This window comes from Fundicoccus culcitae (assembly GCF_024661895.1).
Taxonomy (GTDB): domain Bacteria; phylum Bacillota; class Bacilli; order Lactobacillales; family Aerococcaceae; genus Fundicoccus_A; species Fundicoccus_A culcitae.
Genome location: NZ_CP102453.1, coordinates 958,193 through 979,719 on the forward strand (window position 1 = coordinate 958,193; position 21,527 = coordinate 979,719).

At 36.8% G+C, this 21,527-nt stretch carries 20 protein-coding genes; 1 reads left to right on the forward strand and 19 read right to left on the reverse strand.

Translation table 11 applies throughout. The annotated features are described in order from the left end of the window. Positions 1 to 67 precede the first annotated feature (67 nt). The 4 genes from NRE15_RS04490 to NRE15_RS04505 form a co-directional block, all read right to left on the reverse strand. Positions 68 to 1,105, reverse strand: coding sequence for an IS1096 element passenger TnpR family protein (locus NRE15_RS04490; protein WP_313794405.1), 1,038 nt, complete (start codon positions 1,103 to 1,105; stop codon positions 68 to 70). A 74-nt stretch (positions 1,106 to 1,179) separates the two neighbouring features. Beyond that, positions 1,180 to 1,575: a DUF6157 family protein gene (locus NRE15_RS04495; protein WP_313794406.1), complete on the reverse strand. Its 396-nt coding sequence runs from the start codon at positions 1,573 to 1,575 to the stop codon at positions 1,180 to 1,182. A 118-nt stretch (positions 1,576 to 1,693) separates the two neighbouring features. Beyond that, positions 1,694 to 2,443 carry an ABC transporter ATP-binding protein gene (locus NRE15_RS04500; RefSeq protein WP_313794407.1) on the reverse strand — a complete coding sequence of 250 codons (750 nt, stop codon included), beginning with the start codon at positions 2,441 to 2,443 and terminating at the stop codon, positions 1,694 to 1,696. Between the two features lie 15 nt (positions 2,444 to 2,458). Then, positions 2,459 to 4,795 (reverse strand): FtsX-like permease family protein, encoded by a 2,337-nt coding sequence (locus NRE15_RS04505; protein WP_313794408.1) that lies wholly within the window; start codon positions 4,793 to 4,795, stop codon positions 2,459 to 2,461. 96 nt (positions 4,796 to 4,891) lie between these two features. On the opposite strand from NRE15_RS04505, the gene NRE15_RS04510 reads away from it, so the two are divergent. Beyond that, on the forward strand, positions 4,892 to 5,032 hold the full coding sequence (locus tag NRE15_RS04510) for a hypothetical protein (protein WP_313794409.1): 141 nt from the start codon (positions 4,892 to 4,894) through the stop codon (positions 5,030 to 5,032). Between the two features lie 49 nt (positions 5,033 to 5,081). On the opposite strand, the gene NRE15_RS04515 is transcribed toward NRE15_RS04510, so the two are convergent. From NRE15_RS04515 to NRE15_RS04585, 15 genes are all read right to left on the reverse strand, one after another. Beyond that, positions 5,082 to 6,101: a serine hydrolase domain-containing protein gene (locus NRE15_RS04515; protein WP_313794410.1), complete on the reverse strand. Its 1,020-nt coding sequence runs from the start codon at positions 6,099 to 6,101 to the stop codon at positions 5,082 to 5,084. A 1,911-nt stretch (positions 6,102 to 8,012) separates the two neighbouring features. Then, positions 8,013 to 8,885, reverse strand: a complete 873-nt coding sequence (locus NRE15_RS04520) for a carbohydrate ABC transporter permease (protein ID WP_313794411.1) — start codon at positions 8,883 to 8,885, stop codon at positions 8,013 to 8,015. Then, positions 8,885 to 9,814, reverse strand: a complete 930-nt coding sequence (locus tag NRE15_RS04525) for a carbohydrate ABC transporter permease (protein ID WP_313794412.1) — start codon at positions 9,812 to 9,814, stop codon at positions 8,885 to 8,887. The genes NRE15_RS04520 and NRE15_RS04525 overlap by 1 nt, the downstream gene beginning before the upstream one ends. 75 nt (positions 9,815 to 9,889) lie before the next feature. Further along, positions 9,890 to 11,173 (reverse strand): ABC transporter substrate-binding protein, encoded by a 1,284-nt coding sequence (locus NRE15_RS04530; RefSeq protein WP_313794413.1) that lies wholly within the window; start codon positions 11,171 to 11,173, stop codon positions 9,890 to 9,892. A 276-nt stretch (positions 11,174 to 11,449) separates the two neighbouring features. Continuing rightward, entirely contained in the window at positions 11,450 to 12,181 is a 732-nt protein-coding gene (locus tag NRE15_RS04535) for an amino acid ABC transporter ATP-binding protein (RefSeq protein WP_313794414.1), read from the reverse strand. Positions 12,182 to 12,184: 3 nt separating this feature from the next. Beyond that, positions 12,185 to 15,856 (reverse strand): ABC transporter substrate-binding protein/permease, encoded by a 3,672-nt coding sequence (locus NRE15_RS04540; RefSeq protein ID WP_313794415.1) that lies wholly within the window; start codon positions 15,854 to 15,856, stop codon positions 12,185 to 12,187. A gap of 314 nt (positions 15,857 to 16,170) precedes the next feature. Beyond that, positions 16,171 to 17,259: a CobW family GTP-binding protein gene (locus NRE15_RS04545; RefSeq protein ID WP_313794416.1), complete on the reverse strand. Its 1,089-nt coding sequence runs from the start codon at positions 17,257 to 17,259 to the stop codon at positions 16,171 to 16,173. A gap of 38 nt (positions 17,260 to 17,297) precedes the next feature. Further along, positions 17,298 to 17,471 carry a 50S ribosomal protein L32 gene (gene rpmF, locus NRE15_RS04550; RefSeq protein ID WP_313794417.1) on the reverse strand — a complete coding sequence of 58 codons (174 nt, stop codon included), beginning with the start codon at positions 17,469 to 17,471 and terminating at the stop codon, positions 17,298 to 17,300. Between the two features lie 20 nt (positions 17,472 to 17,491). Further along, positions 17,492 to 17,893 (reverse strand): hypothetical protein, encoded by a 402-nt coding sequence (locus NRE15_RS04555; RefSeq protein WP_313794418.1) that lies wholly within the window; start codon positions 17,891 to 17,893, stop codon positions 17,492 to 17,494. After that, positions 17,890 to 18,042 (reverse strand): 50S ribosomal protein L33, encoded by a 153-nt coding sequence (gene rpmG, locus NRE15_RS04560; protein ID WP_313794419.1) that lies wholly within the window; start codon positions 18,040 to 18,042, stop codon positions 17,890 to 17,892. The genes NRE15_RS04555 and rpmG overlap by 4 nt, the downstream gene beginning before the upstream one ends. Positions 18,043 to 18,075: 33 nt before the next feature. Then, positions 18,076 to 18,345 carry a 30S ribosomal protein S14 gene (rpsN, locus tag NRE15_RS04565; protein ID WP_313794420.1) on the reverse strand — a complete coding sequence of 90 codons (270 nt, stop codon included), beginning with the start codon at positions 18,343 to 18,345 and terminating at the stop codon, positions 18,076 to 18,078. 204 nt (positions 18,346 to 18,549) lie between these two features. Next, on the reverse strand, positions 18,550 to 19,047 hold the full coding sequence (locus NRE15_RS04570; RefSeq protein ID WP_313794421.1) for a hypothetical protein: 498 nt from the start codon (positions 19,045 to 19,047) through the stop codon (positions 18,550 to 18,552). 112 nt (positions 19,048 to 19,159) lie between these two features. After that, the gene (locus tag NRE15_RS04575) at positions 19,160 to 19,828 is read right to left on the reverse strand and encodes an ABC transporter ATP-binding protein (RefSeq protein ID WP_313794422.1); all 669 of its coding nucleotides are present in this window, start codon (positions 19,826 to 19,828) and stop codon (positions 19,160 to 19,162) included. A 36-nt stretch (positions 19,829 to 19,864) separates the two neighbouring features. Next, complete coding sequence (locus NRE15_RS04580) at positions 19,865 to 20,713, reverse strand: hypothetical protein (protein ID WP_313794423.1); 849 nt, start codon at positions 20,711 to 20,713, stop codon at positions 19,865 to 19,867. Beyond that, positions 20,700 to 21,485, reverse strand: a complete 786-nt coding sequence (locus NRE15_RS04585) for a hypothetical protein (RefSeq protein ID WP_313794424.1) — start codon at positions 21,483 to 21,485, stop codon at positions 20,700 to 20,702. Before NRE15_RS04585 ends, NRE15_RS04580 begins: the two co-directional genes overlap by 14 nt. Between the last annotated feature and the right edge of the window lie 42 nt (positions 21,486 to 21,527).

Here is a 21,527-nt window from a genome sequence, read left to right on the forward strand (position 1 = left end):
AGAAATAAACTGATGTATGTTGGGATTCCCAAATGGTCGAGAAATAACTGACATATAGCAATGGCTGTTAGAGCATCTTGGAATGGGATACTTTTTTATCACTCCAGCCCATACTTTTTGCCCAAGTACGATTTTCAGCCACTTCTGCCCTATCTTTACTTTCATAGAGTGTCGCCAAAAAATCAGCATAGCCTGATAAACCACCGACATCATCCATCACTGACAAGCCTTGTTTATAAATACAAACAGATAACCACTTATTTTTAACAGTTTGTTCTGCGGCTGCTATTTCTTCTTCACTAATTAAGTTCTCTTCAAGTAAATCAGCATAATTGCTATGTTTAGTCATTTTGACTATCCAATTATCACCAAAATCATACTGATAAAATAATTCCTGAGTTAGTGGGAAAAGATTTTTACCATTAATTGTTTCATCTGAATAGGCTAAGACCTGATCAATAATTAATCTTTCCAAAAGACTTTCCGTTCCACTCTCAAAGTGCATGGATTGATGAAACTCCTTCAAAGTCAATTCCATTAAAGGAGCTGTTCTAAGTGTTTTAACTTTAGCGTTTTTATCTTTAGCTTTTCTGGATGAATATTCTTTGAATGATTCTCTCACTTCAATGATAGGGAATTGGTCAATCATGGCTTTTACATCTTGTTTAGCCACCAAAGGGACTTCCATAATTCCTTCATATTCATAAGGTCCTTGATATCTTTTCTTTAACCAATTGGTGAAAGATCCTCCATCATAGTCATCATCCCAAAATAGATTATCTTCAGCTTCAGAAGGCGGTTGAAATACATCACTTACTAATTCGACCCATCCCTTAACAGTTCCCGATGTTAAAGCTTGATAAACAGCTTCTGGTAATATAAAACGACGCAAATGGCTATTTTGCCAGCCAAATAGCTTTTGGATGGCATAATGTAAATGGTGTAAGGGCATATCCGATGGGATGACAATATCTCTAATAATAGAATTTCCCGTTAATGATTCTCCATAGCGTTTCAACATCATTTGATGGTGCTTTGATAATTGCTTGTCGATTAGTTCAAGTCGCAAACGGATGGAAGTTACTTCATTATCTGTTTGAGTCATATCTGTTTCTTTCCTTTCTCTTATATACTTTAATTATAATAAATCTTAAGCGGTTGCAATATCAAATGTGTCACTTAATTACTTTTCTTTCTACGCATGGAACGGACATGAGTAAGATTAGTATCATTTTTCAGTTGCTGATATTCTTTTGACTCAACTGGATATAGAGCAATTTTCCCTGCCTCATCACTATGCACACCCCAGCCATAGCGATTGGTCAAAGCCGAAGCCCTAAAACAAGCTTGTCCCTTTGAAAAGAATTCTTCCCGGCAAATGCCTTTAGGTGCAGCTTTTGTTGCATAAATAACATCATCAGATGTGTACTGATAGGGATGGTTTATAATCATATCATATTCTTTACGTGCGACTGTTGTTATTTTTTTCTCAGGTGGAATTTCTGCTATTTCAATGGTGCTATCTTCAGCAATTTCAATAAATGTCTTGTAATAGTTCGTAGAGTGGACCTTCATGCGATGATCTCCTAGCTAAATTTTTTTCATTTCTTTACTTTAAGCATAGTTCAATAGCATTTTCTTGTAAAGAATATTGTATATAAATACCGCTAAAGCGAGAGTTGTTTTCTCATGCTTAAAATCCTCGCTCTTCCAACCAACTACTTATTATTTTATCGCGCTTAATTAAATCTTGGTTTGTTTCATAAGCAGATAACTCTAATTGATCATTGACCCTTCCATCGACAACATAAACAATGCGATCCGCCCGACTAGCTACCTTTGTATCATGAGTTACTAACACGATTGTTGTGCCTTCCTTATTAATGTTCGTCAATATATCAAGAATCTCTTGTGTTGCTCGACTATTTAAAGCACCCGTAGGTTCATCAGCAAATAATATTTCAGGTTCATTGATTAACGCTCTACAAATTGCTGCCCGCTGCAATTGCCCTCCTGAGACTTTTTTGATGTCATTGGCAGCCACATTTTCAATGCCTACTTTTGCCATTATGGCATCTGCTCTTTGATTAACTTCTTCGCGACTCACCTTAGCTGACTTAAAGCCCGGTAAAATAATATTATCGCGAATGGTTAAATTCTTTAACAGGTATGATTGTTGAAAAATAAAGCCCATACGATTTAAACGGAATTGACTCATATAGCTTTCATCTGCTTGTGAAATATCTTCACCAGAAACGATGACACTGCCTGAAGTTGTTTGATCCATACCACTTAATAGATGTAATAGTGTTGATTTTCCTGAACCCGATTGTCCCATAATAACGACAAATTCACCTTTATTGACACTTAAATCAATGTTCTTAAGCACCCTTGTTTCTCCAAATTGTTTCGTAAGCTGCTTCACTTCTAATACTTTCATCATCTGTTTCACCTTCCTTTATTCAGCAATAAGCGTCATAATAGCTTGTTTTCTAACAGTTTGAACCGAAATAAGCGTTACACAAAAGACCACGCTAATAAGTACCACTGGGACCGCAATAAAACCAACATAGTTATTTGCAATTAATTGCACTTCTTTAATTCCTATACCAGCGATATTTAGTCCGAAATTCACTAAATAATTGCCACCAAATTGACTCATCACTATCCCAGCAAGTATTCCGACCAAAGCCACCGTACCAACTTTTACTAAATATTGTTTTTGAATGTCTCTAGATGAGAAGCCAATGGCCTTCATAATCGCAGTTTGTGAGTGGTCTTTGACTAAACGCAGTTTTAGAAACAGTGAAATTAATATGACCACAATCATAATCGCAATAACAACTACGGCTACTATCATTGAATTTAATTGTTGTGACACGCCACCTAAGGTTTGATCAATAAATTCCGTCATAGGATAAACTTTAATTTCTGGTCCCATCACTTGCGTCCAGTAGTCACTTAAGGTAGTGGGGTCAATCCAATCTTGCACAACGATTGAAAAACTATATTTCTCAGAGGGAATACCGTTGAATTCATTGGTTGCTTTGGCGGTAAAACCACCACTGGTGACATCTTGATAAATACCTACAATGATATACTCTTCGATTGTATTGTTATATTCTAGCTGCAAACTATCCCCAACGGATTTCCCGATTTTGTCTTCATTAAAATAAGATAAGGCTATCTCGTTCGCTTCGATGGGAGCTCTGCCTTCCAAATACTGTAGTCCACTTCCGGCATTTTGCCCACTATCAATCGTTAAATTCATCAGCTCATTCGTTACATCAAAGGTTTGAACTCGTACACGTCGTTCCTCTTGGTAAAATTCTATTGAATCATCTTGATCAAGTATAGCTTTCACCTGTTGATAAGACGCTTCAACTGAATCACCATTGGCAATCTCAATCAACATATCCTTTTGTGAACTGCCCATATAAGACACAAATTCAGGTGACTGCAAAGTATTCAACAAATTAACCGGTACTAAAATTATGACCATGGCAATCATGGTCACAGCAAACACAATCGCCCAATCTTTTTTCTTATACCGTATTTCTCTTAGTCCAAGTATCCAATTAATATTCATCGATTGCGTTCGATACAAGCCATCATGACTATCAGACTGATCTTGATTTTTGCCATTTAAAGCGTCCACGACACTTATGCCTTTCAATGATTTAAGCACACGTTTACTATATAGAATAATGAGCAAGTAAACTAAAGCTGCAATCGCTATCGCAATCAGATAGGTTGACACAGCTACCGGCACTTCCCCGAAAGTCGCTGTTATGTGATTCGTTGTAAATCCACTAAACCCAAACGCTAAAAGATAGCCTAAGGACACGGCAATAACCGCTATTAAGCGATATTTATTTAAATAAATATCCCTGATGTCGTGAAATGAAAAACCAATGGCCTTTAGTATGCCTATTTCACGAATTTCTTCCTCTATCGACGCTAGTATGGTGAATCGCATACAAATAAAGGCGACAATCAAAGCTAAAATACTAACTAACAAGATAACAAAAACCGTCACCATATCAATAAACGCACTTAAAATGAACATCATCCGATAGGTCACCGCTTGACCATTTTGCGCCAATCCGGCATTTTCATAAGTCGTTTGAAAAGCGGATGCATCATCACTAGATGTGAAATAAGTTTCAATGATAAATTCGTTTTCGCCCATTTTATCTTCAAGCAGGTTAAAATCATCATCACTCAGCAGGAAACGAGTAGATGAAGCTAAGGTCGAATTCATTTGGGCATCTACAACAAAGTCTGAAATAACGAAATCATACGTATCATATAAAGTTAAAGTATCGCCAATTGTTAGATCATAGCTATCTTTCAAAATAATCGGTACACCAATTTGTCCTTGACTAAGTATGATTTTTTCATGTTGTCCATTTAGCAATAAATCCTTCTCTGGATTTTGCTTAACAAAACCTAAATCTAACTGACTTTCAGATAAATCAAAGGTTTGATTGGCTTTAGAAATTTGGATGTCTTCCCCATAAATATTTATCATTTTTACAATTTGATAGTCTGTCACATTGGGTGAATCCTGCATAAATTCATCAATGGCAATCTCATCGATATCCCCTTTGTGCATTTGTAAAAAATGTGGAGGTTGAGCAATTTGATAGAGTTGATCAATTGAACGGAGTGTTTGAACAGTCATAATAACGGACAAAATGGCTAAAGTAGCTGAGAAAACCATTAACAGTAGCAATCCAATATTTATGGTCTTATTTCGTTTCAAATCATTAAAAACCAATTGCCAACTCATAGTAATCACTCCCATACATATTTTCACGTTCAATATAACCTGAAAATTAATTTTTCATGAGAGACTTTAGGCTGATATTTTAAGTAAATCGTAAGATTGGAGATTTTAGATGGTAGACGAACAATAGATGATTCAATTGAAGATACATTAGATGAAGCAGCAGAAACAAGTGATAGTTGTTATACGCTTGATGAAGTAGTTACCCGTGTAAAGGCTCGTATCAATGAAACGGAGTAAGAACACCTCCATGCGTTAATTAAACGAACAGAGGTGTTGGCAGGGATATTTATTTAAAGGAATTGGCTAGTTGTAGGACGATGCGGATGCCTTTGGCTTCGTTGACTTCATTGGTACAACCGGTAATGAATACGTCGTATTTGGGGCAATAGTAACAGAGGACGCCGGTTGACCCAGAATGGCCGATGATTTCGGGGGCTCCAAAGGATTTGAATCGCATGTGGCCGAGTCCGTATTTTAAGGGGTAGAATTGAATGCTGTTATATTGTTTCATAGTAGGATAATGTTTAGCATCAAATAATTGGCCTGTCCAGAAGGCTTTCAAAAAAACCATCATATCAGTTTTAGTAGAAATAAGGCTACCTGAAGTTGGCCAGGCACCTAATGAATTCGGGACTTTATAGGTTTGGCCTTTCATCCAAAAGCCTGGAAAATCGTATGGCATGCCGGGGGTGTAAACATAAGTGTCCTGTAGTTGAAGCGGCTGAAAAATGTACTTTTGATAGTTTTCAGCCACACTAGCGTTTGTAAGGGTAACAATCAATGGTTCTAGAAGGTCAAAATTGATGTCGGAATAATAGGCTTTCCCCTTGGTGTCGGGGGCGAAATGTGGTTTCAGTTGTTTGGTAATCGCTAAATTTTCTTCAAAAGTCACGACGGGATCTTGCGAAAAACGTTGCATAGTCGATTGTTGGTCTTTCGTGCTTTCCGTGAAATAATCGGGTAAACCGCTGGTCTGTGTTAATAAATGTCTCAGCGTTAAATAATTGGAGTAATCTGTTCCTTTATAAATGTGAATGCCTGCTAGCATTGATGCTGGTAAATAGTTGTTCAGCCTATCGTCTAAAGCAATTTGACCTTGATCAACAAGTTTCAACATAATGGTAGTCGCATATAATTTTGTTACACTGGCGATAGCAAATGGTTGATTATCTACTAAATCACCAGTTTCTCTTTGCCATTTGAAATTTCCTGTAGCATCTTCAACTAAGAATGCCATCCCAGATGATTTCATTTTTGCTTGATATTTATCATAGACTTTATTTAATTTTTCTTCGGTATTTTTCATTGGAAGCCTCCTATGTTTCTTGTTTGCAGTGATATGAGTTAGCTTGATTGTGTTTGGTCTGCGGCTGTGGATGGCTGTAAAGCAAGCAACATAGACATTTTTTCGATTTGAGTTCATAATAGCATGATTTTGTTCAGGGGATGTATTGAAATAGCTTAACACAGTAATAAAACTTGATTTTACATCGTATAATTATGTAAAATTTTCTGCCCAATTACCAATGGTGGAAATGGTTTTATGGGATATATATCGCTTGAAGGATATAAAGTTAAAGCCGTGTAAACGCCACTCAACTTCATAGCTTTGATTGGAACAGAATGACCGATCGAACTTTTATTGATCGAATTCGTTATGAACAGAAAACCTAGCCCCTAATAAAAGTGGTTTATACAAGTAGATAAAAGCTCGTGAGTCCATTGGGTTCACGAGCTTTTTTATCGAATTAGGAACTAACTAGGGGGTAAGCGGGAAGTGAGTGGACGTTAAGTAAAGCTAATTGGTCATCTACTGACTCATTTTCGTGACCGAATAAAGCTAATCTGTCATCTACTCGAGTAGCAAAAGACAGAATAGCCTTAATCTGTCATCTGCTCGGGTAGCAAAAGACAGAATAGCCTTAATCTGTCATCTGCTCGGGTAGCAAAAGACAGAATAGCCTTAATCTGTCCAAAACAAGTAAAAAAGGACAGAATAGCTGATTCTGTCCAAATTCTGGATAAAAAAGTAAGTGGTAAAGGAGAAAACGTTATAGTCACTCAGATATTTCCATGTGACAATAACTTAAATGAGCATTGAAAGACGACCTATCACTTCCTGTTTACGGTGGCGAAGCTTATGTTCTTCCTAGCCAACGGGGCGAACGCCAAATGAGTCGCCGTTTGGGTAACTGGGAAGTGAAAGACCGTCAAATTGACAAGTCACCTTTTTTTCTCCTAACCGCCACTCAGCTTGTTTAAAGGCGGATTGGGTGTCCCATCCGCCTCTCAGGATTTCCTCTGGCGGTTGGGGGTGCCAATCCGCCTCTCAGACTTCTCTCTGGCGGTTTGGAGGGCCAATCCGCCTCTCAGACTTCTCTCTGGCGGTTTGGAGGGCCAATCCGCCTCTCAAGTTGTTCTCTGGCGGTTTGGAGGTGCATCCGCTACTCAGGCTAAGTGGGAAGTGAAGAACCTTCATTTCTCACTTACGAAGAACCGAATGATTTAAACTACAGCATTGTAGCAGATAAATATTGCTTATTGTTGGTGGAGCTAGTGTATCACTTCTCCAGCAATTAAATATAGTGGCGATGTTAAAATACCCTCTTGTTATAAACCAAAGTAAGCATAAGTTGAAGAACTTATCTTGTTCCATTTGGCGGGTTATCTTTAATTGACGAGTTTATTGTCATGTAGAAAAATCTGAGTGACAATGGGACGGCTTATTGTCATAAGAAAAAATTTGAGTGACAATGGGAGGCTTTATTGTCATGTAGAGAAATCTGAGTGACAATAGGACGGTCCGTCACTTCCCACTTCCCGTTTGGCGGGTGATTCGAGAGCGAACGCCAAATAAAGCTAATCGGTCACCAAATACCTAATTTCATGACCGAATAGCCTGATTTGTAGTTTATTTAATGGTCACACATTTCCCGTTTAGTTTCACGCTCACATCAACAGCACGAATATGTGTGCGCTCACCATCACGCTCACAACAACTGCTCCAATATGTGTGCGCCCACCATCACGCTCACATCAACTGCTCCGATATGTGTGCGCCCACCATCACGCTCACAACAACTGCTCCAATATGTGTGCGCCTACGTAAGTGAGAAATAACGATTCTTCACTTCCCACTTACACTAGGGATTTTCATTCTTATTTTTCCAAAAAGAGGAACCAACTCCCCACCTTCATTCCTCATTACACCACAAACCTACTTAATAGCCCCTTCAACCATTCCCCGCATAATCTGCTTTTGTGCAAATAAGAAGATAATAATCACCGGTGCTATAACCATCAAGGAAGACGTTAGTATCATATCCCACTGCCTTGTGTAGGAGCCAGCAAAGTTGGCTACTGCAATAGGCAAGGTTTGAATATCGTTTCCTACACCCAAAAGTAACAAAGGAAGTAAGTAGTCATTCCAAATCCAAATACCATTTAAAATCAAAATCGTAACGGTAATTGGTTTTAACAAAGGCAAAACGACATACACAAAGGTTTGCAACTTATTAGCCCCATCAATTTCAGCCGCTTCCTCAATTTCCACAGGAACCCCTTTAATAAAACCATGGAACATAAATACGGACATTCCCATCCCAAAGCCGGCATAGGCTAGAAACACACCCCAATAGGATCGCAACAAACTAAAACCAAATAAAGGTTGAGTCACGTTTTCTTGCAAGAACCTGAACCAAGAAATCAAAGGATACATAACTACTTGGAAAGGAATAACCATTGAAGCCACAAACATTAAAAAGATAGCATTCGATAATTTGGTTTTGCGGCGCACTAAACCCCAAGCGGCTAAAGACGATACAATGGTAATTATCAGCAACGACACAACGGTAATGATAACTGAAGATATAAAACTCTCCCGATAATTGATCGACGGATTATTCCAAATCGACACCACATTATCAATAAAGACGCCCCAATCCTGCGGCAACGATAAAGGATTTAATAATATATCTCTGGATGATTTGGCTGAATTAATCACAATCAAAATAAATGGACTAATAACGAGGATGAAAAGTAAAATTGCTACAATTTCTAAAATAAGTAAGCCTCTTTTACGTGCTTTCATTACATTTCAACCTCCTGCCGTTTCGTAATGGTTGTTTGCGTTAAACTAATTACGACTAATATCACGAATAAAATAACTGCTCGGGCTTGCCCACGTGCTAACTGGTTTTCAACCGACGCTGTATTATAAATATTCATGGTAATAAACTCCGTTCCCTTAATCGCTTGACCTTCCCACATAATTGACGGTCCGCCTCCAGTTAGCGAAACGTTCACATCGTAGATTTTAAAGGAGTTATTTATTGTCAGGAAAAGTGAAACCGTAAAGGCAGGCATCACCATCGGAATAGTAATATGACGCAGTTTTGACCACCAATTCGCCCCATCTAAAGAAGCTGACTCATATAAGGATTCAGGTACAGCTTGTAGACCCGCAAAATAAATCATCATAATATAACCCGCATACTGCCACGTATTGGTTATGACTAAAGCCGACAAGGCCAAATTCGGTTTTCCTAGGAACAAATTCGTCATCAGCCATTCACTGCCGATCAGTTCACCAAAAGCTGGAAAGACCTGATTATAAATAAATTGCCAAATGTAACCAAGGACCAATCCACCAATTAAGTTGGGAATGAAAAAGCCCGCCCGATATAAATTACGACCCTTAATTTTACTCGAAACCAGCATAGCCAAGCCAAACGACACAAAATTAATAACAATGACATTAATGATGGCAAAAATAACCGTAATCATCAGAGAATACTGAAATCGTGTATCGTTAAAACTTTGAATATAATTTTTAAAGCCAACAAAATTTGTTTCTGATTGCGTCACTCCGCCCCAATCCGTAAACGAATAATATACCCCTAGAAAAAAAGGAATCGCAATGACTAATAGAAAAATAAAGACCGCTGGGGCAACTAAGAAGAAAAAGTTTCGCGAATCACGTCGCGAACGATTGAATTTTTTAGGTGCTTGTGTTGCCATGGAATTCTTCCTCTCTAAAATAAAAAGCAGCTGAACTAGAAACCAGTTAGCTGCTTTTTTTATTTATCTAATTAACTAGTTGCCTAATAATTCAGGAACTTTAGCAATTTCTGCTGTCATTAATTCAATAAATTGTGCCTTATCTACATTACCTTGTGCAAATTGTCCATAGATTGGCCCTAAGTTATTCATACCAAAGCCATCTGGCATAAAGTAGGTATTATCAAATGAATACACAGGTTTCTCAGCCGAAATCCAATCAGCTAAGAAAGCAGATAATGGTGCAGCTGGTGTTTCTTCAGTTGTAGAGAAAGCCGAGATCATATTTGCTTGGTTAACCATGAAATCTTGACCTTCAGGTGTTGAAACCATGTCTTCAAAGAATTTATTAATTGAATCTAAAGCACCTGTTTCATTGTTGACTACATAGTAAGAAGGAGCTCCAATGAACAAGCCGTCGGCATTTTCTTCATGTGATGTTTGATAAGGAATGAAGCCCATGGCAAAATCAGCTTCTAATTGCGCTAAGTTAGGATCTTTCCAGTTACCTTGGTGTAAAAAGGCTGTTTGACCAGAAGCAAAGGCAATATCCATATCATCTTGTGTACCAACCGTTAACATTTGAGGATCCGTATAATTAAATAACAATTCAACCCAGTCAGCATAACCAGCCATACGATCAGCATCTGTTTCACCCGCAACCACTTGTTCAGTTACGGTACGGTCACCATTTGGTAATAAGTTTCCGAGGTAAGCATTAAAGTCATGGTTACCCATAATCCAAGTTTCACCTTCCATGGTTGCATTCGCCACAACAGAAGTTAAGCCTAATTCATCTTTACGCGCATCTAAATCAGCAAACGCTGCCGCTACAGCTTCAAACGAGTTTAATGTTTCAGGATCAATACCAGCTTCAGCCAGTAAATCAGCATTATAAGCTAAACCATAACCTTCAACAGATACCGGGAAGCCATAGACTTCGTCATTTTGGATAAATTCAAATTCAGTTTGGTCTACCCAATCACCAGAAATGGGTTGCAACATATCTGCCCATAAATCATAGCCACTTTGTCCTTCAATAACAAATACGTCTGGACCTTCTCCGGCGGTAAAATCAGCTTTTAGTTGGTCACCTAATGAACAGGCACCTGAACACACTTTGATGGTCACATCCACACCATTTGCTTCGCCCCATGCAGCTGCATAATTCGTTAAGGCTTCTTGAGTCTCGCTTTTATTTGAATAAAGTGTAAAGGCATTTGGATCGTCAGATGCGGCGTCCACCGTTAATCCTCCGATAGTAGCAAACAAACTGGTTGCTAAAGTGACTTTTGCCAACTTTTTAACCCATTTTGACATTAAAACTCCTCCTTAAATTTTATGACTAAAACAATTTACACCTCTATTATAACTCAAATTAATAATTATGCAATCGCTTTCGTTAAAAATGTTAGCGGTAACACAAAATCTTTTACCTAGTCACACCCCTAATAAATATCCCTGCTTTTCACACGCTAAACTTTACTCTATAGCTGCTCTTTTCTCATTATCAACTCATACAAAAAAAGCAAGAAACTCTATATACCCGAGTTTCTTACTTTTTATTTTTATTCATGCACTTCAAATTTTATCAGCTTAAACCAAGACTTTATCCAAGAATGATTTAGTCCGTTCTTCTTTAGGCGAATTAAAGATATTGTCAGGCGTATCAACTTCTACAATATAGCCACCATCCATAAATACAACCCGGTCCCCTACTTCGCGAGCAAATCCCATCTCATGCGTTACAACGACCATGGTCATCCCTTGGGCTGCTAAATCTTTCATTACATTCAGCACATCCCCAACCATTTCAGGATCAAGAGCGGATGTTGGTTCATCAAACAACATAATATCAGGATCCATTGCAAGGGCTCTAGCAATCGCCACCCGTTGTTTTTGCCCACCAGACAATGAATTTGGATAAGCATTAATCTTTTCAGATAACCCAACTTGATTAAGTAAATCTAATGCTTTTTTATCCGCTTCATCTTTCGATAAAATCCCTAACTCAACTGGAGCCAATGTGATATTTTCTCTGACATTTAAATGAGGGAACAAGTTGAAATGTTGAAATACCATGCCAATATTCTCACGCACTTTATTGATATTAATATCTTTTTGATTAATATCAACATTGTTGATAATGACACTTCCGCCATCGATTTTTTCTAAACGGTTAAGGCAACGTAATAAAGTTGATTTCCCAGAGCCGGATGGTCCAATAATACATACAACTTCACCTGAAGAAACCTGTAAATCAATCCCTTTTAATACTTCATTGCTACCAAAACTTTTCTTTAATCCATTAACTTGTACGATTGCCATTGATTACAGCTCCTTTTCAAGTCTATTTGAAATCTTAGTTAATATCGTAATTAGGATGATATACATTAAGCCAATGATTAACCACATAGCACCTGATTGATAAGTACGTGCAATGATTATACGCCCGGTTTGGGTTAATTCCACTAAACCAATGACGGATAAAATTGAAGTATCTTTCAAGGTAATAACAAATTGATTGATGAAAGATGGAATCATAATTCTGAAGGCTTGTGGTAAAATAACGCGTCTCATTGTCTTACTTTGGTTCAAACCTAGACTACGTGCAGCTTCAGCTTGGCCAATATCAACGGCATTAATACCCCCGCGTACAATCTCGGCTATATAAGCAGCCGCATTTAAACTTAAAGTGGTTATTCCAGCAGTATAAGCACCGAATTGTAATCCGGTCAATTGTGGGAAACCAAAGTAGATAAAGAACGCTAATACAATTAATGGCATACCACGCATAATATCAATATAGATTTGAGCAATTATGGATAAAATTAAATTATCTGATGTCCGCATTAATCCAATCACAACACCAAGAACGGCAGCTATGGCGAATGAAACGAGCGTCACCCACAAGGTCGTCCATAATCCATTCATTAAGGCTTTCCCATTTTCTTGAATCAAACTAACAAATTGATTGGTGGATTGGGTTGTTTCCTCAACTAATTCCGCTTCTTCTTCAGACTCACCTAAATAAGTTTCGACAATGTCATCGTATTCTCCTGAAGCCTGAATATTACTCAACCCTTGATTGAATAAAGTCAATAGATCACTGTTTTGGCCTTTTTGAACCGCAAAACCATAGTCAGCTACTTCTAATTGTTCACCAATAAAACGTAATGGGATCCCACCTGTTTCAGCCGCATAAGCCATAACCGGATAATCTTCTATAACAGCCACCGAATTACTCGCTTGTAAGTCTTCATACATATTCACTGAATCTTCGAAGATGGTAATAGTAAACCCATAGTCATCCGCTAAGGATTCAGCAACAGCCATTCCTTGTGTCCCCGTCTTAACCGCAACATTTTCGCCTTCTAAATCTTCTAAGGTTTGGAATTCACTATCATCTAAAACAGCAAATTGAACGCCCGCTGAAAAATACGTATCAGAAAAATCAAAACTTTCCCGACGAGCATCAGTAATACTCATCCCCGCAATCATACCATCTACTTGTCCTGCTTCAACAGCTTGTAAAGCAGCATTAAACCCTAACGGACGAATTTCATACTCAAAACCTTGGTCTTCAGCAATAGCAGCCAATAAATCCATATCAATCCCAACATAATCACCATTCTCATCTTGAAATTCAAACGGTGCAAATGTTGTATCTGTACCAATCACATAAGTTATAGCTGGATCAGCAATAACAGTTGTTGCATCTGTCATTGAAGTTGATGCCGTTGTATCTTCTCCCAAATAATTAGCAATAATCGCATCATATTCTCCTGATGCTTGTAAATTACTCAACCCTTGATTGAATAATGCTAATAGATCACTGTTTTGGCCTTTTTGAACCGCAAAACCATAATCAGCTACTTCCATTTGTTCACCAATAAAACGTAATGGGATCCCACCTGTTTCAGCCGCATAGGCCATAACCGGATAATCTTCTATAACAGCCACCGAATTACTCGCTTGTAAGTCTTCATACATATTCACTGAATCTTCGAAGATGGTAATAGTAAACCCATAGTCATCCGCTAAGGATTCAGCAACAGCCATTCCTTGTGTCCCCGTCTTAACCGCAACATTTTCGCCTTCTAAATCTTCTAAGGTTTGGAATTCACTATCATCTAAAACAGCAAATTGAACGCCCGCTGAAAAATACGTATCAGAAAAATCAAAACTTTCCCGACGAGCATCAGTAATACTCATCCCCGCAATCATACCATCTACTTGTCCTGCTTCAACAGCTTGTAAAGCAGCATTAAACCCTAACGGACGAATTTCATACTCAAAACCTTGGTCTTCAGCAATAGCAGCCAATAAATCCATATCAATCCCAACATAATTACCTGCTTCATCTTGGAATTCAAAAGGAGCAAATGTTGTATCCGTACCAATCACATACGTTGTATCTGGGTCAGCCACTACCTCAGCTGTATCAGAAGACATTGTTGATTCATTACTACCTTCACCTAAGTAACCAGCAACAATTGCATCATATTCACCAGATTCTTTCAAGTTGGCTAATCCTTGATTGAACAACGCTAATAAATCACCATTTTGGCCTTTTTGAACCGCAAATCCATAATCAGCCACTTCCATTTGTTCACCAATAAAACGTAATGGGATCCCACCTGTTTCGGCCGCATAAGCCATAACCGGATAATCTTCTATAACAGCCACCGAATTACCCGCTTGTAAGTCTTCATACATATTCACTGAATCTTCGAAGATGGTAATAGTAAAGCCATAGTCATCCGCTAAGGATTCAGCAACAGCCATTCCTTGTGTCCCCGTCTTAACCGCAACATTTTCGCCCTCTAAATCTTCTAAGGTTTGGAATTCACTATCATCTAAAACAGCAAATTGGACCCCAGCAGAGAAGTACGTATCAGAAAAATCAAAGCTTTCCCGACGAGCATCAGTAATACTCATCCCCGCAATCATACCATCTACTTGTCCTGCTTCAACAGCTTGTAAAGCAGGATTAAACCCTAACGGACGTAGCTCATAATTAAAGCCTTGGTTTTGAGCGATGGCAGCTAATAAATCCATATCAATCCCAACATAATTACCTGCTTCATCTTGGAATTCAAAAGGAGCAAACGTTGTATCCGTACCAATCACATACGTTGTATCTGGGTCAGCCACAACGACCGTCTCATCCGATTCGTCAACTGCTACTACATCCGATTCAGACACTGTTTCCTCTGTTACTAAATCATTTTCACCTAAATGTGCCGCTATAATCGCATCATACTCACCTGAAGCTTGAAGGTTACTTAAACCGGCGTTAAACATGTCAATTAGTTCTGAATTATCACCTTTTTTTACAGCAAAGCCATAATCAGCCACTTCCATTTGTTCACCAATAAAGCGTAATGGAATCCCACCTGTTTCAGCCGCATAAGCCATAACCGGATAATCTTCAATGACCGCCACCGAGTTACCCGCTAATAAATCTTCATACATATTCACCGAGTCTTCAAAAGCTGTAAGGGTAAAACCATAGTCATCAGCAACAGACTCAGCAACCGCCATCCCTTGCGTCCCGGTTTTAACCGCTACATTCTCACCAGCTAAATCTTCTAAAGACTGGAACTCACTATCATCCAATACGGCAAATTGAACGCCCGCTGAAAAATACGTATCAGAAAAATCAAAGGTTTCACGACGGGCATCAGTAATACTCATCCCCGCAATCATACCGTCAACTTGACCACTTTCGACAGCTTGTAGGGCCGCATTAAAGCCTAATGGACGAATTTCATACTTAAATCCTTGGTCGTCAGCAATAGCTGCGATTAAATCCATATCAATGCCAACAAAATCACCCTTCTCATCTTGGTACTCAAAAGGAGCAAAGGTAGTATCTGTTGCAATCACATAGGTAGGTTCGTCATTTTGAGCTGCAACTTGTTGCGCCAAGGCTGGTGCTCCAATCATTGTTAACAGCATGACAACTAACGTTAAAGATAACCATTTAAAATACTTCATCTTAATCCTACTTTCTAATATAGTGTCTTAATTATAACATTTTACTCATATAATTCTAACTTTCTAAAGTATAAGTTAAAAAACTAAAAATTAGCAATAGGTAAATAACATGACATGTTATAAAATATAACACAATGGTCGATAATTAATAACTCTTCCCTCTAATAATCCCGTTATAAAAGGATTCTCCCACATCAGCTAATTTTTCCTTATAAAAAATTTATATACTTCTAATTTTCATAATCCAGATCGTAAACCCATACAAAAAAGCCTTTCTATCATAAAATAATAGAAAAGCTTCTTTTTTAACTAAATTAAACTGCCACAACTGTTTCTTCAAATAACTCACGAATAACTTTTTCAGGCAATTTTTTACCAATAATAACTAATTTTGAAGGTTCATTCTCAGCTACTTTCTCTTTTCCATAGTCAATACTGTACGCCATATTAACGCCTTGCAAGACCACTTGACGGTCAAAACCTTCAACATTTAAAATCCCTTTATATCGTAATAAATCCATGCCATAAATATTCGTCACCATGTTTAACCAATAAACAAATTTTTGTTCAACTAAAGGACGATCCACGATGATTGTAAAGGCATTAACATCACTATGTTCATGATGATGTTCATTTTCTCCATCATGCTCATGACTATGATCGTGATGATGCTCATGTTCGTCTTCATGGTTATGGGCATGTTCATGTTGTAGCCGTTCTTTCCCCTCTTTACGAGCTATCATAACATCAATATCGCCTTCAACCAACTCAGATCCACTTGTAAAGCGGTCAAACAAATCTAAGCCAACCACTTGGTCAAAAGCAACGCTCTTAACATCAATAGCTTTCACATCCACAAAGGGATTTATATCAAATAAGGTTTTTTTGACTAAGGCTAACTTCGTATCATCAACTAAATCAGTTTTCGTTAAGAAAATAGTATCCGCAAAAGCTATTTGATCAACGGTCTCAGTAAAGTTACGAACTTGATATAAGAAATTTTCTGTATCCACCAAAGTAATAATGCTATCAATAATTAATTGCTCACTCAAAACATTTGATCGGATAATCGTTTGAGCTATCGGACTCGGTTCAGCTAACCCACTGGTTTCAATAATAATACGGTCAATTTGTAAATCATGCTTAGCCTGCGCATTCAATATTCCCATAAACATTTCAACTAAATCTTGTCGTAGGATACAGCACATACACCCATTATTCATTTGGTAAATTTGTTCATCATAATTTTCTAAAACCAAATCATGATCAATCCCAGTATCTCCAAATTCATTTATAATGACTACAATTCTTTCATTCGGGCTTTGCTCGATTAACCGATTCAATAAAGTCGTTTTCCCTGAGCCTAAAAACCCAATCAAAACCGTAACAGGTATTTGATTCATCAATTTTACGTCCTTTCACCAAACGTTAGCTACCTTAACTAATTTTTCTCCAATACCTTTCGACCCTTATACTCCCCATTAGGGTCAATAAAGTGGCTTCGTTTAAATGTCCCTAGCAACGAATCATAAGACACACCCTTAACCCCTAATTTATCATGCGTACGACGCGCCCGTTTCTTCGCTTTTGATGTTTTTCTTTTCGGTACAGCCATTGTTGACTCCTTTTCTACAATTATGAAATACTTTCCTCGATACTATCTTCAAAGAAAGCCTCTAACTCGGTTAACTCATAGTCACTAAAAGCATCCTTCTCGAGATCCACTTCAATGAATGCTAATAACGCTTCATCCATCACCCAAAACTCATCTTCTAACCAGAAATAGTTAGCATCATAGCGTTTAAAGACTGGATAAATCTCTAAAAATTCCTCAAAGGTCAAATTAGCATCTTCAGAAAAATCCCTAACAATACCCGCTTCAATCGCATCTTTTGTCGGATATCCATTTAATTGAATGATATTATCCTCAATCAACTTCCGAAAAACTTGTCCTTTAGTCACACTTGCATCTTCTTCATGAAAATAATCATACGCATCTTCAACTAAAGGCGGGTAAATAATATTAATCTTTTTCACTTCTTCACTTCTCTAAAAATTACCTTACGACGTAATTTTGGCGAATACTTCTTCAATTCTAACCGCTCCGGATTATTCCGTCTGTTTTTACTCGTCAAATACAGTCTTTCCCCTGTCTCTTCACACGCCAAAAGAATGTTCACTCTCACAAATTTACCCCCTTTAAATAAATATCTCTGCTATTACCAGCTTGCTTTTTTAACCCCAGGAATTTGTCCCTTGTGAGCTAACTCCCTAAAATTCACACGTGACAAACCAAATTTTCGCATATAACCTCTAGGCCTACCATCCAATAAATCACGATTTTTCAAACGATTAGGGTTAGAATCTTTCGGTAACTTTGCTAAAGCTGCATAATTTTTTTCAGCTTTTAGCTGTTTACGTAATTCGGCATATTGTTCAACCATTTGACGTTGTTTCAATGCTTTTTGTTTTTTTGATTGCTTAGCCATTCATTGTATCTCCTTTTTTGCAAATAGTAATGATTACCATTTTATTATACATGAATATTTTGTTTAGGCAAGAAATTTTTGCTATACAAAAAAAGATCCCATTAATCAGTTAGATTAGTTAAGATCTTTTTATGTTACTATTCAAATTAGTTCACTAAAGTTTGAGTTTCAGATTAACATGTAATTAATAATTGTCAATAACTTTTATTTTACTTCTCCTTCTTTATAAACATAGTCATAACGATATCCAGATTCGTCTGTTATTTTTTCCCAATTAGTCGCTGTCTTTAAGCGCATTAACGCTTCATTTTGATAAATGATTGTCATTTCTTGTTGCTCATTATCCATACTGATTTCAATGGGAAAAAGTAAAACAGAAACAGCTTCTTTATTAGTTACAACTGAACTGGAATTCTCCATAACCTGAATATCTACTATACAAGCATTTTCTTCTATTAATATTTCAGCACCATCAACATTTTTCCACTTTTCAGCTTCAATAGCATTCTGATATATTAAATATACTTGATTTTTTTCGATAATGATTGATTTAATCGGATTTTTTTCATTTTGTGAATAGTACATTTGATAATCAGTAGTAGTAAAAAATGAATCTTTTGTTCCAACCTCAGCATTAACTATTGGAACACCATAAATAATTAGGGATAAAATCAGAAGTATTTTAATCATTTTATCATTCATAACAACCTCCAATAATATTAACTTTTAGAACTAAAAGGAATAGTGAACTATAGTAATTTATCAAAGTTTTTACTCTTCTTTTTTACCCATCAATTTATTGACATATTTTTGACTATGACGATATGGATTCAGGATTTTGATATCTCAAATCAATCACTTTGCCGTGATCCATTTCCATAACTGAATCACACAAGACCATAATATCTTCTCTATTATGACTAGCTAGTAGAATAGTTTTGCCTTCTTCTTTTAAACTTAAAAATAATTTTCGCATGTCTTTTACCCCTTGGTTATCTAATCCATTCATCGGTTCATCTAAAACTAAAATGGATTGATTTTCCATTATTGCTTGAGCAATCCCTAATCGTTGACGCATACCCATAGAATATTTACTTACTTTAACACCTTTAGCGTGCCCTAATCCAACGGTATCCAATACTTCTTCAATTTCGGCTTTTCCAATTTTTCCTTGCAACGAAGCTAGATATTTTAGATTACCATACCCAGTAAAAGCAGGTAAAAAGCCAGGTGATTCAATGATTATCCCAAAATCTTCTGGGATAGTATTCTTTTTATTACTTAGTGATTTCCCTCGAACGATAATTTCTCCTTCATCAGGTAAAATAAAACCGCAAATTGATTTCATTAATAGGGTCTTCCCAGCACCATTCCGGCCGATTATTCCATGGATCTTACCTTCTTCAAAGCTACATGAAACATCATCAATAACAACTGCATTTCCATACTTTTTCGATATGTTTTTGACTTCAATAATTTTCAAATAATCACCTCAATTATTTTTGATGTATAAAACCACTTAATCACTGATGAACTGAATTTCATAATGACGAACTGCATAAATTGCAACCGCAATTAACACACCAATTAAACCAAATAACATCATAAAAATTTGTTGAATATTGGGAGTAAAAGTTAAACTATCTGTTGAAATTGTAGATAATGTATTCCATGAGACAGGAGACAACCAAGACGCCCAACCCCTTGCCCAAATCATTGCATCCAATGCTATAAAGCCACCTGCAATCAACATGCCAAGTAATGGCTTTTTAGTAACAAAATTTACAACAAACAAGATCAAGCCAAGTAGAATTCCAATTAACCAAGATAGAATAAAACTGAAAAACATTGCCTGTTGAGGGTAAAAATAATCAACTAAGCGTTCAGCAAAATATATCTCCATCCCAAATTCTAGACCAGCCCCAGTACGTGCAAGTGTTTCAATAACCGAACCCCAATCTGAATTATAAGCTACGAAAGGTGCTATTAATACAACAGATAAAATCAAAACAAACAAAAAATAGATGCCACTAGCAATCACAATATAGATAATTTGTCCTAACGCCCATTTTAATCGATCGACTCGAATCATTAGATAGGGTTGATTTCGATCAATAAAAGGTGCATCACTAAACAGTAATAGAATAGGTAACATCAACATTAATTTATGATACCTCCATTCAAAAAAGAACGGAAATATCCAAGGTCCAATTTTTACTCCCATTGAATTAACGAAAGAAGGAATTCCTTTTAAATACTCATTAACAAAGGTAATTAATAGAACTATGACTACCCATATTCTAGGATCACTTATCCATTTTACTATGTTCATTAATGCAATCGAAAAACTTGTTTTAAGCACTTTCATTACGCACCCTCTTTTCCAATTGACGTTTAAAGAAAAATAGTATTAGTAAGAATAGAACAAAGTAATACAAAGTAAAATATGAAAAATGAACCCACCATGGTTCACCAAAAAATATTGGGTAAGACTCCGAGATATGTTCCTCATTAAAAATTCCTGGTAAGTACATCATGAAATAACCTAAGTAATAACGTAAAATATAAGGACTAACTAAAACGACGAGTCTATTTGGTATATAAGTCGATAACAACAAACCTAACGATGTCCAAAAACCCATGGAATATGAAAATACTGTAATTTTCAATAATAAAGCAGTCACTGGATAAGCAGAAAAGACTAATTCACTATATGCTGGAAACATTCTTGCTAAAACAGTAAATTCATGCGGGATATATAAAGGAAACCATAATAATAGTACTCCTACACTGATGAACAAACCGATAAAGGTTACTAAAAATGATCCAAAAAAAGCTAAAGTTACTTTACTAATAGCATAATTCAATGTATTTGTTCGGATAACTTGATTAAAAGTAAATCGATGTTCCCAATCATCGCAAAAAGTCATCACTACTGGAAAAGCAGAGGCAACTAAAATTAATTCTTGAATGTGTGAAAATACCATAATATGATTTATAAGATAGGACACACTAACACCAGGTATCATCTCGTCTTGTGCGGCTACTATGCAAATAATTGCTATAACAATTATTGAGATTATTGTTTTTATATTAAAAAATCGAACAGAAAATTCGTTAAAAATTAATTTGAATGTCAATCAATTACCCCCAAAATTCTCTCAATCACATGTTAATTACCG